General features: G+C 40.2%; 18 protein-coding genes. 5 read left to right on the top strand and 13 right to left on the bottom strand.

From position 1 onward, the window contains the following. The first annotated feature begins 28 nt into the window (after positions 1 to 28). The 3 genes from ACL8WY_RS14670 to ACL8WY_RS14680 are packed head-to-tail and all read left to right on the top strand — an operon-like array spanning position 29 to position 2,189. The gene (locus ACL8WY_RS14670; protein ID WP_436515505.1) at positions 29 to 1,141 is read left to right on the top strand and encodes a hypothetical protein; all 1,113 of its coding nucleotides are present in this window, start codon (positions 29 to 31) and stop codon (positions 1,139 to 1,141) included. After that, positions 1,138 to 1,737, top strand: a complete 600-nt coding sequence (locus ACL8WY_RS14675; RefSeq protein WP_436515506.1) for an IMPACT family protein — start codon at positions 1,138 to 1,140, stop codon at positions 1,735 to 1,737. Before ACL8WY_RS14670 ends, ACL8WY_RS14675 begins: the two co-directional genes overlap by 4 nt. After that, positions 1,737 to 2,189 (top strand): DinB family protein, encoded by a 453-nt coding sequence (locus tag ACL8WY_RS14680; RefSeq protein ID WP_436515507.1) that lies wholly within the window; start codon positions 1,737 to 1,739, stop codon positions 2,187 to 2,189. Before ACL8WY_RS14675 ends, ACL8WY_RS14680 begins: the two co-directional genes overlap by 1 nt. 431 nt (positions 2,190 to 2,620) lie before the next feature. Here the strand turns inward: ACL8WY_RS14680 and ACL8WY_RS14685 are convergent, their stop codons facing one another. The 6 genes from ACL8WY_RS14685 to ACL8WY_RS14710 all read right to left on the bottom strand — a co-directional run bounded on the left by ACL8WY_RS14685 (position 2,621) and on the right by ACL8WY_RS14710 (position 9,416). Then, positions 2,621 to 3,451 carry a DUF4249 domain-containing protein gene (locus ACL8WY_RS14685; protein WP_436515508.1) on the bottom strand — a complete coding sequence of 277 codons (831 nt, stop codon included), beginning with the start codon at positions 3,449 to 3,451 and terminating at the stop codon, positions 2,621 to 2,623. Continuing rightward, on the bottom strand, positions 3,451 to 6,006 hold the full coding sequence (locus ACL8WY_RS14690; protein ID WP_436515509.1) for a TonB-dependent receptor: 2,556 nt from the start codon (positions 6,004 to 6,006) through the stop codon (positions 3,451 to 3,453). The genes ACL8WY_RS14685 and ACL8WY_RS14690 overlap by 1 nt, the downstream gene beginning before the upstream one ends. A 93-nt stretch (positions 6,007 to 6,099) precedes the next feature. Further along, positions 6,100 to 6,984 carry a FecR family protein gene (locus ACL8WY_RS14695; protein WP_436515510.1) on the bottom strand — a complete coding sequence of 295 codons (885 nt, stop codon included), beginning with the start codon at positions 6,982 to 6,984 and terminating at the stop codon, positions 6,100 to 6,102. A 55-nt stretch (positions 6,985 to 7,039) separates the two neighbouring features. After that, entirely contained in the window at positions 7,040 to 7,609 is a 570-nt protein-coding gene (locus ACL8WY_RS14700) for an RNA polymerase sigma-70 factor (protein ID WP_436515511.1), read from the bottom strand. Positions 7,610 to 7,614: 5 nt separating this feature from the next. Next, entirely contained in the window at positions 7,615 to 8,733 is a 1,119-nt protein-coding gene (locus ACL8WY_RS14705; protein WP_436515512.1) for a serine hydrolase domain-containing protein, read from the bottom strand. Then, entirely contained in the window at positions 8,733 to 9,416 is a 684-nt protein-coding gene (locus ACL8WY_RS14710; protein ID WP_436515513.1) for an SOS response-associated peptidase, read from the bottom strand. The genes ACL8WY_RS14705 and ACL8WY_RS14710 overlap by 1 nt, the downstream gene beginning before the upstream one ends. A gap of 112 nt (positions 9,417 to 9,528) precedes the next feature. Between ACL8WY_RS14710 and ACL8WY_RS14715 the strand changes: the two genes are divergently transcribed. Next, positions 9,529 to 11,160 (top strand): pyruvate dehydrogenase complex dihydrolipoamide acetyltransferase, encoded by a 1,632-nt coding sequence (locus ACL8WY_RS14715; RefSeq protein WP_436515514.1) that lies wholly within the window; start codon positions 9,529 to 9,531, stop codon positions 11,158 to 11,160. Between the two features lie 75 nt (positions 11,161 to 11,235). Further along, positions 11,236 to 11,775 (top strand): ATP-dependent protease subunit HslV, encoded by a 540-nt coding sequence (gene hslV / locus ACL8WY_RS14720; RefSeq protein WP_436515515.1) that lies wholly within the window; start codon positions 11,236 to 11,238, stop codon positions 11,773 to 11,775. Positions 11,776 to 11,912: 137 nt separating this feature from the next. Here hslV and ACL8WY_RS14725 read toward each other — a convergent pair whose 3' ends face one another. The 7 genes from ACL8WY_RS14725 to ACL8WY_RS14755 form a co-directional block, all read right to left on the bottom strand. After that, positions 11,913 to 12,770 carry a hypothetical protein gene (locus ACL8WY_RS14725; protein ID WP_436515516.1) on the bottom strand — a complete coding sequence of 286 codons (858 nt, stop codon included), beginning with the start codon at positions 12,768 to 12,770 and terminating at the stop codon, positions 11,913 to 11,915. Between the two features lie 4 nt (positions 12,771 to 12,774). Further along, positions 12,775 to 13,617: a DUF5050 domain-containing protein gene (locus ACL8WY_RS14730; protein ID WP_436515517.1), complete on the bottom strand. Its 843-nt coding sequence runs from the start codon at positions 13,615 to 13,617 to the stop codon at positions 12,775 to 12,777. Positions 13,618 to 13,627: 10 nt separating this feature from the next. Further along, a complete protein-coding gene (locus ACL8WY_RS14735; RefSeq protein ID WP_436515518.1) occupies positions 13,628 to 14,374 on the bottom strand; it encodes a formylglycine-generating enzyme family protein in 747 nt (248 codons plus the stop codon). After that, positions 14,371 to 15,036 carry a hypothetical protein gene (locus tag ACL8WY_RS14740; RefSeq protein WP_436515519.1) on the bottom strand — a complete coding sequence of 222 codons (666 nt, stop codon included), beginning with the start codon at positions 15,034 to 15,036 and terminating at the stop codon, positions 14,371 to 14,373. The genes ACL8WY_RS14735 and ACL8WY_RS14740 overlap by 4 nt, the downstream gene beginning before the upstream one ends. Position 15,037: 1 nt before the next feature. Further along, positions 15,038 to 16,093, bottom strand: coding sequence for a DUF2911 domain-containing protein (locus ACL8WY_RS14745; protein ID WP_436515520.1), 1,056 nt, complete (start codon positions 16,091 to 16,093; stop codon positions 15,038 to 15,040). A gap of 102 nt (positions 16,094 to 16,195) precedes the next feature. Beyond that, positions 16,196 to 16,954: a LytR/AlgR family response regulator transcription factor gene (locus tag ACL8WY_RS14750; protein ID WP_436515521.1), complete on the bottom strand. Its 759-nt coding sequence runs from the start codon at positions 16,952 to 16,954 to the stop codon at positions 16,196 to 16,198. Next, the gene (locus tag ACL8WY_RS14755; protein ID WP_436515522.1) at positions 16,951 to 18,015 is read right to left on the bottom strand and encodes a sensor histidine kinase; all 1,065 of its coding nucleotides are present in this window, start codon (positions 18,013 to 18,015) and stop codon (positions 16,951 to 16,953) included. Before ACL8WY_RS14755 ends, ACL8WY_RS14750 begins: the two co-directional genes overlap by 4 nt. Between the last annotated feature and the right edge of the window lie 31 nt (positions 18,016 to 18,046).

An 18,046-nucleotide genomic window follows, 5' to 3' on the forward strand; every position in this document is an offset into this window, starting at 1 on the left:
TTTGCAATAAAATCTTAATTTAATCACCTTGAGAAAGATATTCATCACAATACTTATCACGACCGCTTTTTATTTACCGGCTCAGGTTTTTGAGCCTGGTCATATTCAGGATTTGGTTAAAAAAGGGACAGATCATATTTACAATTCATCTGCTGATTCTGCTGAGTATTATATCGCCAAAGCAGAAGCATATATTCCAGATCATCCCGTGATTCCGCTTATGCGAGCAATGACGATGCTTTGGTATAATATCCCAATAATTTCTGAAGAGGTATTCGCAAAGATGGAGGTGCAGTTAGATTCGGCTATTTTTTTAGCTAAAAAAGGAGATCCTGATCTGGAAGATCCTGAAATGATCTTTTTTGCCATGGCTTCCTATGGTTTGCTGGCAGAGTATTATGCAGACCAAGATTATACCATGAAGGCTGTTGGGGAAGCAAATAGAGCATATGGACTCATGAAAAAAGGATTTCAAATTGTAGATGAGCATCCGCAATTCCTTTTGACAACTGGTCTATACAATTATTTCCGCGAAAAGTATCCCGAGCGTCATCCCATTTATAAGCCACTTTTGTGGTTTTTTAGAAGTGGCGATAAGGAGCTTGGATTGAAGCAGCTGGAGGCAGCGTGCACAAAATCTTTTTTGACTCGTGTTGAAGCGTATGTATATCTCAGCTACATCTACCTGAGATATGAATTTGACCCGAAAGTGGCCCAAAAATATCTATCTGAATTGTGCAGCTTATATCCAAATAACTACTACGCCAAAGCCAAGTATCTCGAATCTTTAGCAAATCCCATAGACTTTAAAACTGTGCCTGTAGATGTTATCTATTCATTAATTACACACGAAAGTCCATATTATAAATTGGCTGGCTATGTCTTTCTGGGCTACTTCGAAGAAAAGATTGTTAAAAATCAAGAAAAGGCAGAGTATGCCTATCGCTTAGGATTGGAATACGGTCAGGAAATTCCAAATCACGGTGAGTTCTTCAAAAGCTTTGGCTACTTAGGTTTGGGGCGAGTGCTTGTTGATATAGGAGAGAATCAAGAAGCAAAAGATCTCTTGAATCTTTCACTGAAATATGCCGAAACAGAGCAAGTGGAGAAAGAAGCAAAAACGCTATTATCTAAGCTTTGAGCACTTACTATACCATTCAATCCAGCACCGAAGGCCTATATAAAGAAAAGGGAAGTAAATTCATTGCTATTGCTTATCCGGTTTCCTCAGAAAATGAGGTGAAGTCCATACAAGATGATCTAAGAAAACAATATTATGATGCAAGGCACCACTGTTTTGCATGGGTCCTTGGAATGGATGATCAGACCTGGCGCGCAAACGACGATGGAGAACCCGCACATTCTGCCGGAGATCCCATATTAGGCCAGATACGGTCTTTCGAGCTAACAAATGTCCTGGTAGTTGTCATACGATATTTTGGTGGAACCAAGCTTGGTGTTGGCGGCTTAATAAATGCCTATAGAATGGCAACAGAGGAGGCGTTAAAGAAAGCTAAAAAAGTGGCTATCTATGAGACTAAGTCATTAATCATGAAGTTTCCATATGATGCCATGAGTGCAGTTGAGCGGTTGATTACCGAATTCGAGATTGAGGTAATAGAAAGAGACTTTCAATTGTCATGTGAAATTCATGGACACATTAAAAAGGACCTGATTTCGGCATTTGATGAAAAAACAACTGACTTTTATACTGTTGAATTTATAATTGAAGAGTAATGATAGCTTCCGATTTCAAAAAATTATTTGATAGAGACTTAGACCGATTAATGACAGAGCTTGATGCCTATCCCAACGAGAAGTCACTTTGGATTAAGGTTGATGGAATTAATAATACGGCAGGTAATTTATTTATGCATCTATCTGGCAATCTGCAACACTTCATTGGAGCTATTCTGGCTGAATCAAGCTATGAAAGAAATCGTGAATTTGAATTTAATGGAAAGGTTAGTTTCAATGAACTAATGTCAGAGGTAGAAAAGACCAAACAAGTTTTAGCTGACTACTTCCAAAGTGATCCAAGTGCTGACTATCAGGAGGTATATCCATTGCAGCCGTTTGGCTATCCAATGACAACCAGATATTTCCTAATCCATTTACATAGTCACCTAAATTATCATTTGGGTCAAATAAACTATCATAGAAGAATACTATCCAAAACTTCCAAATAAGCACTAGAATCCTATTGTTCTAAGAATATTTCAATCCAATTTTCCTTAATCGGATGGAAACTAGTGTTTATCTAATATTTCATAGAGGTGGACGAATGTCCCCCTTTTGTTAGAAAAATCTTAGCTAACCTTGAGTCATAAAGAAATTCAAAGACAATCCATAGCTGGTTGAATTAGAACGGAGTTGCTTTGGTGAGGGCGCTCCGTTTGCTTTTTATCTCCTCATAAGTTTTAGTAAAAAAAATGACCAGAGAATTATTCCATGGTCAATTAGCTTCCAGTAATTCTATTGAACCTAAGCCTTTCTCAATTTTTGTGAAATCTTAATTCCTACAGCGGCTAGCAACAGCGAAGCGATCAATAATGTTATTTTTTTTCTCATACTCCTTAGTCATGATCATTATGGTAAACCCCTAATGAGCTAAGGTTTTTTAAGGAACATTAAGAGAGCCTTCACTGCTTGATACAGTTCCGAAATACCCAAGCACTAAGGGTGCATTTGCATCTACATAGGACAGGTTTCCGGTTACAATAGCGGGCGTGGTTCCTGATGTGGTTCCAAGTGTAGTCACTTGAGACTTTAACAAGGCCAAATAATCATGCGAGCTAGAGGATATTGATTGTAACTGGACCGTCATCTCATCGCCAGATTCATATCCAAATTGCTGAAAATCGTTTGGAATAAGGTTTCCATTAAAGAGTCTATCATTTTGGATTGTAATGGATTCTGGTTCATTCAGGCGATCTCCGTTTTTAAAAAATATCCAGCGGTAATAATTTTCTTCATCGCTCGGATCTCGAGTTCTCACTTTGGGATAAAAAACAGTGATTTGCTGATTGTTATTATTAGGATCATTTTCCTCGAAAGAATCAATTTGTAAATTAGCTATAGAAACAGAATTAGGCATTTTATCCCATTCTGAACGAATCTCAGTGGTGTCTATGACTATTCTTACTCGATATTCAGTACCGCTACTGCCTCTATAAGGAACGTCCGCATCGTAGTAACCATCCGCCCGATATGAATAGCTAAAAACTTCCCCATTTCTGGACTGAACGATGACTTGAGCTGTTTCTACAGGTTGAACTTGAGTATTATCTGAAAAGCCATTTGAGCGTATCAGCCTGATAGACTGGTTGCCCAAAGAATCTGTTATCCAACCTTGAACCACAATCAAATTTTGAGACAAAGGAAGCTCAATTATTACCACTTCCTCACAGGCAATTATCAATGGTATCAATATGTAAATGAGTCGTTTCACTAAAATTTGAAATTATAAGTGATTGCAGGAATAATTGTACCAAGAATTGAATATTTGACTACCTGTGCTGTACCGGGATCAAGTGGGGATTCTCTGTAGAAATAGGAGTATGCATTTTTACGTGCATATACGTTGTAGATTGTAAATATCCAATAGTCTCTATTCTTTCTTCTTTTATCGTTCTTTTTAAACTTCTTGCCTTCCCAGCGCAAAGACAAGTCCAAACGGTGATAATTTGGTAGTCGAGCATTGTTTCTAAATTGAAAGTGTGGTACGAGATTATCTTCAAATATATATTTATCCGTAGGTAGTGTTACAGGTATCCCTGTGTTAAATAAAAAGTTTGCAGAGGCGCTTAAGCGTGGCGAAAGCTCCATACTCCAGGATGTTGAAAAATCGTGTGTCTTATCATGATTTTCCAGAATGAAACGCTCATTATTGTTTTCAGGGATTCTACTTTCAGCACGTGATAGTGTGTAGCTGATCCAGCCTTTTAGTCGGCCGTATTTTTTTTTTGCATATAACTCTAAGCCATAAGCTCGTGCCTGTGTGAAAATCAATTCAGTCTCAATATTCTCGTTGAAGTCCAAATCGGCTCCGCTTTTATACTGAATGTTGTTGTCAATATCCTTATAGTAAATCTCTGATGATAGTTCCCATGTATTTTCCTTAAGATTTTTGTAAAAACCAATGGTATACTGATTGGTGGTTGATGGTGGAATGTAGGTGTCACTTAGTTTCCAAATATCTGTAGGAGATGGTGATATAGTATTTGAAATCAAGTGCAGATACTGAGCAGTCCTGGAAAATGAAGCTTTAATTGCTGATTTTTCATTCAGTCGCCAATTAACCGAAACCCGTGGCTCAATGTTGTAATCTTTATTGATAAGATCAAGACCATTAAATCTCAATGTATCGGCTATGGTTGAATCATTTATTTGTATTTCATCATCATATTCGAATACGGTACCTGGCCCAATGTTATGGAGGCTACTTACTCTTAAACCATAGTTTAACTGAAGATTGTTTTTCTGTATCTCCTGGCTAATGTGGAAGGCTGTTTCAAAACCTTGTTCGTTTTCTAATTCCACTCGATTGGTCGTTGCATTTTGATCTAAGGGTTCTCGCGATCCCGGCTTTAATCGATGATATATTGCACTCCACCCAAACGTAAGTTCATTACTTGGACTAAGAACATATGTCAAATCTCCTTTAATGCTATAGTCAGAAATTTTAGATCTGCCTACGAAAGCTCCTGGTTCTTCAGTACTTTCTATTCTATAATTGTATTCGGATACAAAGGCAGATATGTTAGAAAAAAGCCTTGGCGTAAAAAGATAATTCCACCTGAAATTCAACATTCTATTGCCCCAATTTCTGGTAGAATTAAGTCCGGCTACATTGCGGTCATTGCCGATGTATCCCGACAAATAGTAGGTACTTGCCTGGCTATATTTGAAATTTAACTTAAGGTTTAAATCCTGGAAACGAATCCTGTTTCGTTGTACGGAAGTACTGGCAAAATCATCAATAGAAAGGTTAAGTAGACTTTGCCTGCCTGAGATCAGATAGGAACTCTTGCCTTCATGGATTGGTCCCTCGAACAATGCTCTGGCAGATACTGCACCTATCCCACCTGAAAAGCTTCGTCGGTTTGTATTCCCCTCTTTCTGTCGCACTTCAATAACTGAAGATGTCCTGCCACCATAGGAGGGAGGTATGTATCCTTTCATGATCCGAACATTATTTACAGCTTCTGGATTAAAAACTGAGATGAAACCATACAAATGGTTAGGATTGTAGATCGTGGCCTCATCAAGCAGGGTGAGGTTTTGATCTACACCACCTCCGCGCACATGGATACCACTGGCATCCTCGCCGATCGCTCGGATTCCAGGTTTGAGGAGGGCATTTTGAATAACGTCAACTTCACCAAGGAAATAAGGGATTTGTCCATCTGCGCCATCTATCGAAATGCGATTGATTGATGGTATTGTTTCGGATAAATTGATGTCATCAGATAATGATGAAACTTCAACTTCTTCCAGTTCGGTAATCTTTGGCAATACGGAAACCTCCAGGTAGGTTGTTCGGTAAAGTGAAACTTCTGATTTCTTGACCCGATACCCGAGGTGAGAAAACTGAAGTTCATAGGTGCCTTCCCTTAAGGTGATGGTATAGTAGCCGTATCCATTTGTTGTAGTGCCCAAGGTTGTACCGAGAACCTGCACTGAAGCCCCGATTATATGCTCTCCTGACTCAGCATTCTTCAATAATCCATGGACTGTATAAGTTTTTGGAATATGAGGAGATAAAATTATTTGACTTCCAGTGTAGGTGATGTCTGCAATTAATTCCTCTTTAATAAGCTCGAAGAATTCCCGGACGGTGGTACCTCGTTTTATTTCAAGAGATTGATTGGTAAGTTTATCCGCGCTGTAGGCTACATTGAAATCACTTGCTCGCAAAGAATCAAGTGCTTCAAAAAGTGTGATGTCTCCCCAGAAACTAAGCTTTTGATCTAATGTGTTTTGTTGAGCACACAATACACTCATGCAACACAAAAGTGCGATGCCTAAAAATATGCGAATTTTGGAATTGCAGGTGATAAACACGTCTGCAAAAGTAATGAAACGAGAAGGTGGAAATTAGCAGCCTTGACCTGAAATTTTTACAGTATCATTCTTGCGAGATGTTTTGAGACTTAGCGCAGTGCTGATGGTCTTAAGAACTTTGCTTAGCGGTTCATTATTAAATGAAACCGAGAGTCTGCAATTCTGAAGCTTAGTATTAGATAGTTCGAATTCTACGTTATAGTATTCTCCTAACTCTTTTAGTGCTTGACTTAAAGGTGTTTTATCGAAATTAAATACACCATTTCTCCAACTCATAATGTTTTCCGAAGGAATCTCACTAAAGCTGACTGAAGCAGTTTTTCTATTGAAAATGGCTTCATTACCAGCAGGGACTTGTGTTTGCTGCCCTTCTTTTTCAAATGCGACCAAGCCTCTGTCTACGTAAAGCTTTACTTCTTCCCCAGTTGTGATCAAGTTGAAAGCAGTTCCTAATACTTTGACATCTACTCCATTTACATCGATGATGAATGGTTTATTGCTTTTTTGAATATCAAAATAAGCCTCACCTTGAAATGACACATTTCGCTCATCTCCAAATTCTTCAGGATAAGTAAACGATGAATTGGCATTTAGAATACCAACAGAACCATCAGGAAAAGTAACACTTACCTTTTGGTCAGCTGAGGCTACATGGAGTTGAGATGAGGTAGGGTTGTATAGGAAGACAGATATCGTAAGTATTGCCAGAATAGCTACTGCAGCGGCTACTTTCATCCACACAAAACCTTTATTAGGGTTATGAATCTTTTGATTCAATCTTTCCCAAGCTAGATTTTCATCTACTTCGGGTGCATCTGTTTCGGAATGCTGAAGTAGAAACTCAACAAAACCATCCTCCTTTTCAGAAGGTTGCTCTTGATAGTTGAGGTGGTTATATACTTTCAGGTCTTTCGCCATACTTAATTGTCAGTCAATCAAACCGGGGGCAACCCCCAATTTTTTTTCACTTTTTTTAATTCATATGTTCCTTATAGTGTTTGTACACATGCTCGAGTGATTCCCTCAATTTTTTCAGTGCAATTCCCATTTGATTTTCCACCGTTTTTTTTGAGAGATCCAGCTCTTCAGCTATTTCCTCATATGTCATTCCAGCGTTTCGACTTAGCATAAATATCTTGCGACATTTCGTAGGAAGTGCGTCTATTGCTGTCTGAATATACTTTTTCAATTTCTCATTTTCCCCTTCATCTTTTTTAGGCATGCTTACGCTAAGCATTACCTCACTTACATCGGCCATAGACTGCTGCTTTGGCAGTTCTAGTTTGATGTAGTTAAGGCATTTGTTTTTGACGGCCGAGTAGAGATATGTTTTTAATGTTGTCTGAATTTCAATATTGCTTCTCTTTTCCCAGATGTATAGGAATACCTCTTGTGCCATCTCTTCGGCGATAGTAGAATCTCGAACATAGGTGAATGCAAAACGATACAATTCCTTATAGTACCTTTTGAATATGACCTCATATGATGAGAAGTCATTACTCTTCACTTGCTGGAAAAGCAAAAGGTCATTTTCAGGAGTCATGTGGATTATTGAAGCGTATTCGTAATTTCTGCGAACAAGTTTAATGATGGATTTACTAATCCAAAAAAGTAGTTCTCCGCGAAGATAGAAACAATCATGTTTTCAGATGGTATTATGTAAATGGTTTGACCTATTCCTCCTCTGATGAAATAGGCTTCTTCATGGGGAATGGGGAGAATCCCTGAAAAATTGCTGCCAAATAACTGCCAGAAATACCCAACACTGAATGATTCCGATACGGTATGTTGCAAAGTGGTTGCCTCTGCAACAAAATTCGGATCTATTATTCGTCGCCCATTCCAGGTGCCATTGTTTAGAAACAAATAACCAAGCTTTGTCCAATCTAATAAAGAGACTGAAATACCGTCACCGCTATTGAAATTTCCTTGGGGATCTACATCAATTCTGAAATTTGAAATAGTAAGGGGATCTAAAAGATTTTCAATTAAAAATGCATCAAAATCTCGATCAGAAGCATTTTCGATTATTTCAGAAAGTATGATACCAGCACCTGAATTGAAGTTATATCGAAGACCTGCCGGCGCTTCCATGGGTTTTTCAAGAATGAACCTTATCCAATCATTGGTAAGCTTCATTTGGTTAAGGTCATTTTCCTGACTAAATGGCTGAATACTCTCATTCCAGGAAAATCCACTCTTATGAGTGAGCAAGTCGGCAATGGTAATCGCCTCCTTATCCGGATCTGCTTCAAAAATATCCGCATAATTAGGTAAGTAATCAGCGATTGGATCTTCTATAGATAGGAGCCTTATATCTTCTGCGACTCCAATAGCAGCTAGAGCAAAGCAAAGCCCTGCACTTCCAATATTCGATGTTGAGTCTCTTTTCCGTAGAGTCGTTTTACGAATTAAAACACCCTGAGATGGAGAAGTACGGTTATAGTAATTTTCAAATACCAGCTTGTCATTTCGAATAATTATAAGTCCATTAATCTCTTGAAACTGATTTAATTGGATGAGCTCATTTAACTCTAAAAGCCCCTGATTTGAAAGCTCCTCATTATCAGGCAATTCATATTCCCAAATTTCCTGGTCTGGAGCCACTTCGTCAGCCACATAGCATGAGGAGAATAAGACAGCGACCAATAGAAGTGTTTTTCGCATTAGGTAAATAACGTATAATTTCCATGCTGATCCGAAGCTGGAGCAGGTTTCATGAATGAAACATCATTGCCATCGATATCCCTGATTTTGGGAGTAACTGTATGCGATAAAAATTCCTCCGTGTGTTCTTTACTTAGCAATTCATTAAGTTCCTCCTGATCTTCCGATTCCAGCCATCTGCGTGTGGAAGCAGTATCCATTATGGCAGGCATATCATCTTGGAAATCAGAAATCTGATTATTCGAAGGCCTGGTAATCATAATAAAAGAATGTGATCCTTCATCATTTTCTTCCCACATGCCGGCTACCGAGAATACTTTTTTGTCCGGATAAAAAAAATAATGAGGTACCTGTTGTTTTTTGGCGACCTGCTTCCAGAGATAGAACCCATCCATCGGAATCACGCATCGGTGTGTGGATAGCTTTTTTTTGTAGCTGGCCTTGCTCATGACCGAGTCCATGGGGAGGTTGAAGAATTTGGGGCTCATTGCCCTATTATTGGACCATAAGGCCATTAAGCCCCAATTGAAGAAAGAAATTTTTTCTGGATTTATACTGGTTATAACCGGTAATATCTTTGTTGGAGCAGCATTGAATTGAGGTTCGTAGGTCTCAGGAACCTCGGCTCCCAAAACAAGCGCAAGCTCATCCGGTTTTAGTGTTATGGTATATCGATCCAGCATTTTTGGCAATTTAACACGAGAACATGGGTAACTCAATTTTCATTTTGTGTCAAAAGCAAATTTTTATTTTAATGGATGGGTTAATTTTGACATAGAATTAAAGACGATCTAAATGGCGGAAGTAATAAGAATGCCCAAAATGAGCGATACCATGGAAGAGGGGGTAATTGCCTCGTGGTTGAAAAAAGAGGGTGACGAGGTGAGCTCAGGCGATGTGTTGGCTGAAGTGGAAACCGATAAGGCTACAATGGAGCTAGAGTCCTATCAGGATGGTGTGTTATTGCATATCGGCGTGAAAGAAAAGGAATCTGTTCCGGTAGATGGTATTCTGGCCGTGATTGGTGAAAAAGGTGAAGATTTCAAACATCTTCTCGAAGAGGCAAGCAACGGGCAATCTTCGTCTGCGAATAGCGAAGCACCTAAAGAAGAAAAAAAACCTAAGGGCGGGGACGAAAAGATCGACACAAGCAATATCAAAGCCTCTATTATTCGGATGCCTAAGATGAGCGATACCATGGAAGAAGGTGTAATTGCTTCATGGCTTAAGAAAAAAGGAGACGAAGTTGAGTCCGGTGATATTCTGGCAGAGGTGGAGACTGATAAAGCCACCATGGAACTTGAGGCCTATGAAGATGGAACGTTACTTTATACCGCGGTAGAAGCAGGTAGTGGTGTTGCCGTGGATGGCGTAATCGCCATCATCGGTGAAGAAGGTGCAGATTATGAGACTTTACTAGAAGCAGAAGAACAAGGCGGAGACGATTCTGAGGAGGAAGTAAAAGACGAAAAAGACGAAGCTCCTGCTAGCGCTGCATCATCAACTCCAACAGCTACGCCTCAACCAACTGTTCCGACAACTTCGACCAATGGTAGGATCAAGGCATCTCCGCTAGCGAAAAAAATTGCTTCAGAAAAAGGTATTGATCTTTCACAAGTCAATGGCTCTGGCACAGAGGGTAGGATTGTAAAAAAGGATGTGGAAGATTTCACACCTTCGGCACAGCCTCAGCAAGCAGCATCTGGAGATCAGCCGGCAATCAATATACCGCAAGTAGTAGGCGAAGAAAGGTCAGAAAAAGTTGAGCTTTCCCAAATGCGAAAAGTCATTGCAAAGCGACTAAGCGACAGCAAGTTCGCAGCACCACATTTCTATCTTACAATGGAAATCAACATGGACAAAGCCATCGAGGCAAGAAAATCCATGAATGAGGTAGCTCCTGTTAAGATAAGTTTCAATGATATGGTGGTGAAAGCAGCAGCAGCTGCGTTGCGTCAGCATCCAGATGTAAACGTGAGTTGGATGGGTGATCATATGGTGAAACATTCGCACATACACATGGGAATCGCGGTAGCTATTCCAGATGGATTGATTGTGCCAGTGGTAAGATTTGCAGACAGCAAGTCGTTATCTCATATTTCGGTAGAAGTTAGAGAGCTGGCACAAAAAGCTAAAGACAAAAAATTACAGCCTGAAGAATTCTCAGGAAACACCTTCACCATTTCCAACTTAGGTATGTTTGGAATCGAGGAATTCACTGCTATAATTAATCCGCCGGATGCATGCATTATGGCTGTGGGTGGAATAAAAGAAACTGTCGTGGTGAAAGATGGTGAGATGTATGCAGGTAATGTGATGAAGGTGACTCTTTCATGTGATCACAGAGCAGTTGATGGTGCCGTAGGTTCCGCTTTCCTGAAGACTTTCAAAGAACTTCTGGAAGACCCTGTAAGAATTCTTATTTAAGAATTGAACCTTTTAAACTTCAACTACTGAACGAAGTGAAGCAACTTTTCCTTTAAGTAAGAGAAAAAACATCCTATGGAAAAAATAAGATCGACAACCGTGCTTGCTATCAAGCATAATGGCAAAGTAGCCATCGGAGCAGACGGGCAGGCAACACTCGGAAATACTGTAGCAAAGTCCAACGTAAAGAAAATCCGCAAATTGGGTGATGGTAAAATTGTAACGGGTTTTGCAGGATCTACAGCAGATGCTTTCACCTTGCTCGATCGTTTTGACGAGAAGCTCAGCAACTATTCAGGCAACTTGAAACGGGCTGCTGTTGAGCTAGCTAAAGATTGGAGAACTGATCGATATCTGCGCAAGCTAGAGGCGATGATGATTGTAGCAGATAAAAGCGAAGTATTAGTAGTATCAGGAACAGGTGATGTACTTGAGCCAGACAATGACATTGCATCTATTGGTTCAGGTAGCATGTATGCTCGATCAGCTGCTTTGGCACTTAAGAAACACGCCTCCAATCTCACAGCTGAGGAGATGGTACGTGAGGGTCTCACAATTGCGGCGGATATCTGTATTTATACCAATCATAATCTGGTGGTAGAAGTGGTTGAGTAGATTATCTGACACCGTAATTCGAATCGGGTCTTTTCCGTCCATGGCGATTTGAAACGCTTAATTTTCTTTTTGAGCGCAATAGAATAATTGGAGTAGTCTGAGGTAAGCTGATAGTTTATGAATCAAACTGATAAGCATTAATGAGCCACTGGCATGGCATCAAATGTATCGTTTTTTGTTAGTTGAGTTTCTTGTGCCGATTTAATATCAATGGTGAACAATTCCTGGTTACCATTTACCATTCCCACGAAAAGTAGTTTAGAGTCATTGGCATACCAGTCAGGTGCCGAGTAGGAGATGATGGATTTAGCAATTACTGTTTCCTTTTTATCCTCAATTAAAACTAAGTCATACCCTTCTCCAATTTTTCGGTTCACGGCAATTAAACCCCTTTTTGAGTAAATAGGATGCGTATAGCTGCCTTTATCGCTTAGCCTTTTTGTTTCATTTGTTTCAAAATCGTAGGAATAGAGCACTTTCTCTTTGATGTAGGAGTAGATCATCGATTTACCATTCGGATGAAAGCTGCAAGTCGCTCCCCATCCAGGTTGATTTCCATTTTTTCTATTGTTTGAAATAATCTGCTCGGTTCCTCCTGAAGCTGGGATGGTTAATATTTCCCATGTCCCATTTCTTCGACCACTGAATACGATCGTTTTTCCGTCCGGACTCCAGTTGGGATAAAGTCCTTCATTTTGAGTGATTTTTTGAATGTTCGAACCATCGATTTCCATGGTCCAGATGGTGTAGCGATCATGGCCGTCCGGGTCACTTTGAAAGACGAGGGTAGATCTATCTGGAGATAGCTTCGGGTTGTTGTAATGTGGGTAGTGACTACTGCCCATTGAATTTGTCATCTTATTTTTCTTTCCATCATCCATCGATAATGCATAAATATCACGACCTCTTGACTCATGTCCGGAGGAATAAAAAATAGTTTCTTGAGCAAATAATAAAGCAGGTTGGAGGATGAGTAGACTTAAGATAGATTTCATAATCTTAGTTGTTTGGATAGAAAGACGGTGTGTAATTGTAATTTTTGAATGTTAGTTGCTTCACATTGCTTCCGTCAGCGTTCATGATATAGATGTGATGGTTGTTGCCTTTATCACCTCGTTCAAACACAATTCTGGTATTATCTGGAGACCATCTTGGTCGCATATCCATGAGCGGGTTATTGGTTAGTCGAGTTATTTCTTTTCTATCGACATCCAATAAATAGATTTCCATATTCCCATTTCTATCACCGTAGAAGAGCATCTTTTCACCGTCGTTAGAAATCTGAGGCATTAGTTTGTTGTCTTTTGAATTAGTCAGCATTTCTTTATCTGTGCCATCGGGACGAATTCTAGCTATCTGGTATATTCCATTTACTCGTGTGGAGTAATAGATAAATCCATCTTTGCCCCATGATGGCATCAGGTCTGGAGACGTAGATTGAGTGATGTTGACTTTGTTGCTACCGTCTTTGTTCATGGTGTAGATTTCCTGGTTACCATCTCGCGAGGAAGTAAACACAATTTTACTCCCATTAGGAGACCAGGCAGGACTATAATCCGCACTTGAAGACCTTGTTAGTTGTTTGAATTCTTTAGTGTTTAAGTTCATTGTCCATATTTTCCACCAGCCCACTCTCTCTGAGGTGAATACAAGCATTTTGCCATCCGGAGAGATCATTGGACTACTGTCTTTTCTGGAATGATCAGTTAGGGCTTTTATGCCTCCATTTTCATCCATGATCATTAAGTTGTCATTGTTATTGATCTGGCGCGTGAAGATGAGCTGTTGGGCCTGTGTAACTATACAGCTCAAAATAGAAAGAGCAATTAGGAAAAATTTCATTTCAATTGATTCAGTCAATTTCATTTTTTGCTAATCTGAATCCTACATAAAAATCTCTGGCTTCCGGATTTCCTCTTTGACGATCTGCTGCACGCGTATGCCTTGTTCTACCAGTAAACTGACCACCTCTTTGTACTTTATATTCACCAATATTTGGCCCTTTCGGGTCTACTTTTTCATTGGTATTATCCTCCTGAAGCCAGTCGGAACACCATTCCAGGATATTACCCTGCATATCATAAAACCCCCATGGATTAGGATCTTTTGTAGCTACTTGATGAGAAACCCTTCCTGAATTACCTAAGTGCCAAACGGTTTTTTCAAGATCTCCTGAGTAGGGACCTGTTGTCCCTGCTCTACATGCGTACTCCCACTCAGCCTCCGTTGGCAAGCGAAAGCTATTTCCTCCATTGTTGATTTTTCTTAGCAATTTTTGAACGTCCTCATGCGAAACAGTCTCCACCGGATGGCTTTTTCCTTTACGTGTACTGGGATTGGTTCCCATGATCTTCTCCCAATCGCTTTGTGTGAATTCTGTTTCAGCCAGCCAAAACCCCTTTGTGATGATCACCTCATGTTGTTTTTCACGGGCAATATTTCTGCCCGCTTCATCTTCTGGACTTCCCATTGTGAAGCTTCCCGGTTCAACCCAGATCATGGTGATTTTCACCCCACCAGTCAGTTCGAATTCCTTCTTTTTAGGTGTCTGACTGATCACTGACAGTGTAGCAAGAAATAGACAAATTAAGTTGCTCACCTTACTCTTAGTTTATCCATTCTTGTGAGTGTTCCTTCGCCGATTAGATTGGTAAGAACATGTCTTCCATCTTTTATGATCTCGATTTCGCTATTAACACCAGTGTTTAAAAGCTTAGTATGGCGGTCTTTCGCAGCATTCATCCAATAGGTGTCTTTGTCACCCACAACGAATCTCACCTGCACGCCTTTTAGCTTTTTGAGCTGATTTTCATCTCGCGTCCCGGGGTTTCCGGCCATGCCTGTAATGGAATGAAAGTACTCGGGCATATTCATCACTAACCGAAAGATTCCTGCACTGTTCGCACTGAAGCAGATGGTGTGAAATTTATTGCCTTCAACATTGTAATTCGCATTGATGTAATCCAGAAATACCGAAACTCCCTCTTTCTTACCTTCATAAATGGGAAAATCAAGTAGAATCCAACCTTTTGTATCCTTTATTCCGCGCCAGTAGTAGGATTGATCATCGTTTGAAGCTGCTTCAGATGGACCTATTGCCACAGGATATGTCTTATTTGCATCAAAGTCTCTTGGCAATTGAATAGCATAACTAATCTTCTGACCTTGATAATTAAATGACTTAAACTCCCGCTTTGAGGTCTGTGCATTGCAGCAACTCGTACTGAGACCCATTAGCACTAATGTTAAAAACTTGCTCATATTATTCTCCTTCTATTCCCTTGATAACACCATCGAGGTAAGCATGCTGATTTTCAGGTGCTAGTTTTTTAGCTTCTTTATAGTATTTCAGAGCCATCTTCTTATTCCCATCTTTCAGGTAAGCTTCACCCAAGCTGTCAGTGAATCCCCAGATAAACTGATGATTAGCATTTTTCTCCACATTCATTGAGAATACTTCGATGGCCTTTTTGGTGTCTCCATTAGCTAACAACTGATAGCCGTATTGATTTAACTGAAATGCGTTTGCTGTTGGAAGAGCTTCGTCCATTACTTTCTTGGCCTCCTCAACCTTCCCTTGTTTGGCAAGTAATCCAGCTTTTACCTGAAGGTTAGAGAATCCACTACTCATAGAAATGGACTGATCAATCCAGGTCATCGCTTCTTCCAGATTGGCATCATTTTGTAAGCAGTAGTTGGCAGCTTGCATATAGCCTCTCCATGAGAATCCAGCAGGTCCTTTGAGCTCTGCTCTTGCGTTATCTATGACAATAGCATCCACATCAAACGAGATTTTGAATGGAATTTCCAAATCCGCCCAACGTAGAAATGCAGTAACATCATCCCCGGATCGATCTTTAAAGTCGTAGCTGAGCCAATCTTGGCTAGAAATGGTTTTAGTCTGAACATCAGCCATTAGGACGGCATCAGCTTCTGCAGGATAGTTAGTGCCCCATGACTTGGCATATTTGGACAGTATAATGCGAATATTTTCCTTGTCTTTTACAAACATGAAAAGACCGTAAGTTCCAGCTGATATGGGCTGACCTTCAATCTCTGCATCATGGGAAAAAGTAATGGTTGTGTTTTCATTAGCACCAGCTCGCCACATAGCACCGTACGGGATCAAATTACCCCAAACCTGACGTCCGTTAACACCTGGACTGTGATACGTGATTGTGACATCTGAAATACCTACTCGTTGCGTCACTTCAGCATATTGGCTGGGACGTGGTAGGGTTAAGTTTTGTGCGAATACGAATGATGACACAAGCATGAGTGCCAAGATTGTGATTGTCTTGTTTGAGTTGTAGTTCATGATTTTCATTGTTTTATCGGTTGTTGGATATGGTTACGCGAAGACGCATCCTCACAATGAAAATTTATGATCAGGTGTGAATGAAGTGATGAACAGTTAAAATCAGCCTAAGTATTGCATGATCTCCTGTCGGTAGGATCGACCAGACTGCAGCGTTTTTCCATCTTTCATGATAAACTCATACTCATTGTTGCTGATGTAAGTACACTTCTTGATGTATCTCCTATTTACGATAACAGAACGGTGGATTCGAAGAAATTCTTTCGGGTCTAGTTGATTGGCAAGTGTATTCATGGTGGACCGATAGAGGTGAGTTTTGTCAGCAGTTTGAAGGTTGACATAATTGCCATTCGCCTCGACATAGAAGACTTCATCAAGGTCAATTTCTTGTTCCCAGCCACGATCCGCAATGGTAATCTGATGGATGAATTTACTTGGTGGTCGTTCAAAGTCTTTTACCATCTTCATTAACTTCTTATTGAAACTTGAAGTCTTTTGTGCTTCGAAGTGCTCAAGGATTTTTTTGATGGATTCATTGAACCGATCTTCATCAACAGGTTTCAATAAATAGTCCAGTGCGTGGATATCAAAGGCCTGGATGGCGTAGCTGTCGTAAGCTGTGGTGAAAACAATATATGGTGAGTGCTTGGGCTTCATACGCTTTACAACCTCAAAACCATCAAAATCCGGCATCTGGACATCCAAAAAGATCAAATCCGGCTCTTGCATGTCGATAGCTTTAACAGCTAGTTCGCCATTCTTTGCTTCAGCTACTACCTTTATTTCATCTTGTGATTCTAACAGCTTCATAACACGCTGACGTGCAAGGAATTCATCATCAACAATAATAGCTCGTATCATAGGCTCTGAATAGGAAAGGTTATTTGAGTGATATACTTGCTGCCTTCTTTGCGCTGCTGAAACGTTTGTTCCTCACCATACATTTGTTGTAGTCGTTTAGCTACATTGGCAGTACCAATGCCGTATCCCTCAGACTTGGCACTTCCATTGAGGTTTGGATAATCATTGGTAATTTCAATGGTCACCTTCGCGCCATTAGCGCGTGAAGCTTGCACTGATATTACTCCACCTTCAGGTCGTTTGGCAATGCCATGTTTAATGGCGTTTTCAATGATCGGCTGCAGCAAAAGGGCCGGCATAGCGACATTATTGACATCTTCATCGATGACAAAATCCAACGATAATCTGTCTTGAAATCGAATGTATTCTATTTCTAAATAAGCTCTCACGTATTCCATCTCGCTCTTTAATGGTATGAGATGTTTCTTGTCTTGCTCCAGGATTTCTCGCATGAGGAAGCCCAGCTGAGTGAGCATTTTCTGTGCCTTTTTGGGATCAATATCGATCAACGAAGTGATGGAGTTAAGAGTGTTGAATAGGAAATGAGGGTGTAATTGCATTTGCAGGGCGTTGAGCTTAGCTGCATTCAATTCTTTTTGTTGTAGCTGATAACGTGTATAATAGGAAACACCCATGATCAGGGAGATTATGACCCAATACTCCAGAAAGCTCGAAAAAAGGCCAGCACTCATTGCGACCTTGTTTCCGGGAGTGAAGAATCCCCGCAGAAAACCAGTATTGGCATAGTAGACAAAGTCATACAATCGAATAGCTATGAGTCGGTGGGCACCAGCAATCATTATGCTAGTAGTGATGTGCAAAAGGATATTTTTTAAGTCAGTTTGTCTTCGTTGAAAGTAGAAGGCAATTCCAAGCAGGCCTTTGAAGATGGCCGCCCACAAAAGATAGTTGATTGTGATGCGCGTTGCAACCGCAAACCAGCTAAAATCGTAACCATAATCATTGATGAGATAATCGATGTATTGACGCAGAATAAGGAGGCCGCTTACCAAAATGGCAAGTACAAACGCGTGTTTGGTCTTAAAACTCCTGATGTTCATTAATGATTTATCGACTTTTATCTCAACATAA

Origin of the sequence: Ekhidna algicida, from assembly GCF_051379705.1 — a bacterium.
Classification (GTDB): Bacteria; Bacteroidota; Bacteroidia; order Cytophagales; family Cyclobacteriaceae; genus Ekhidna.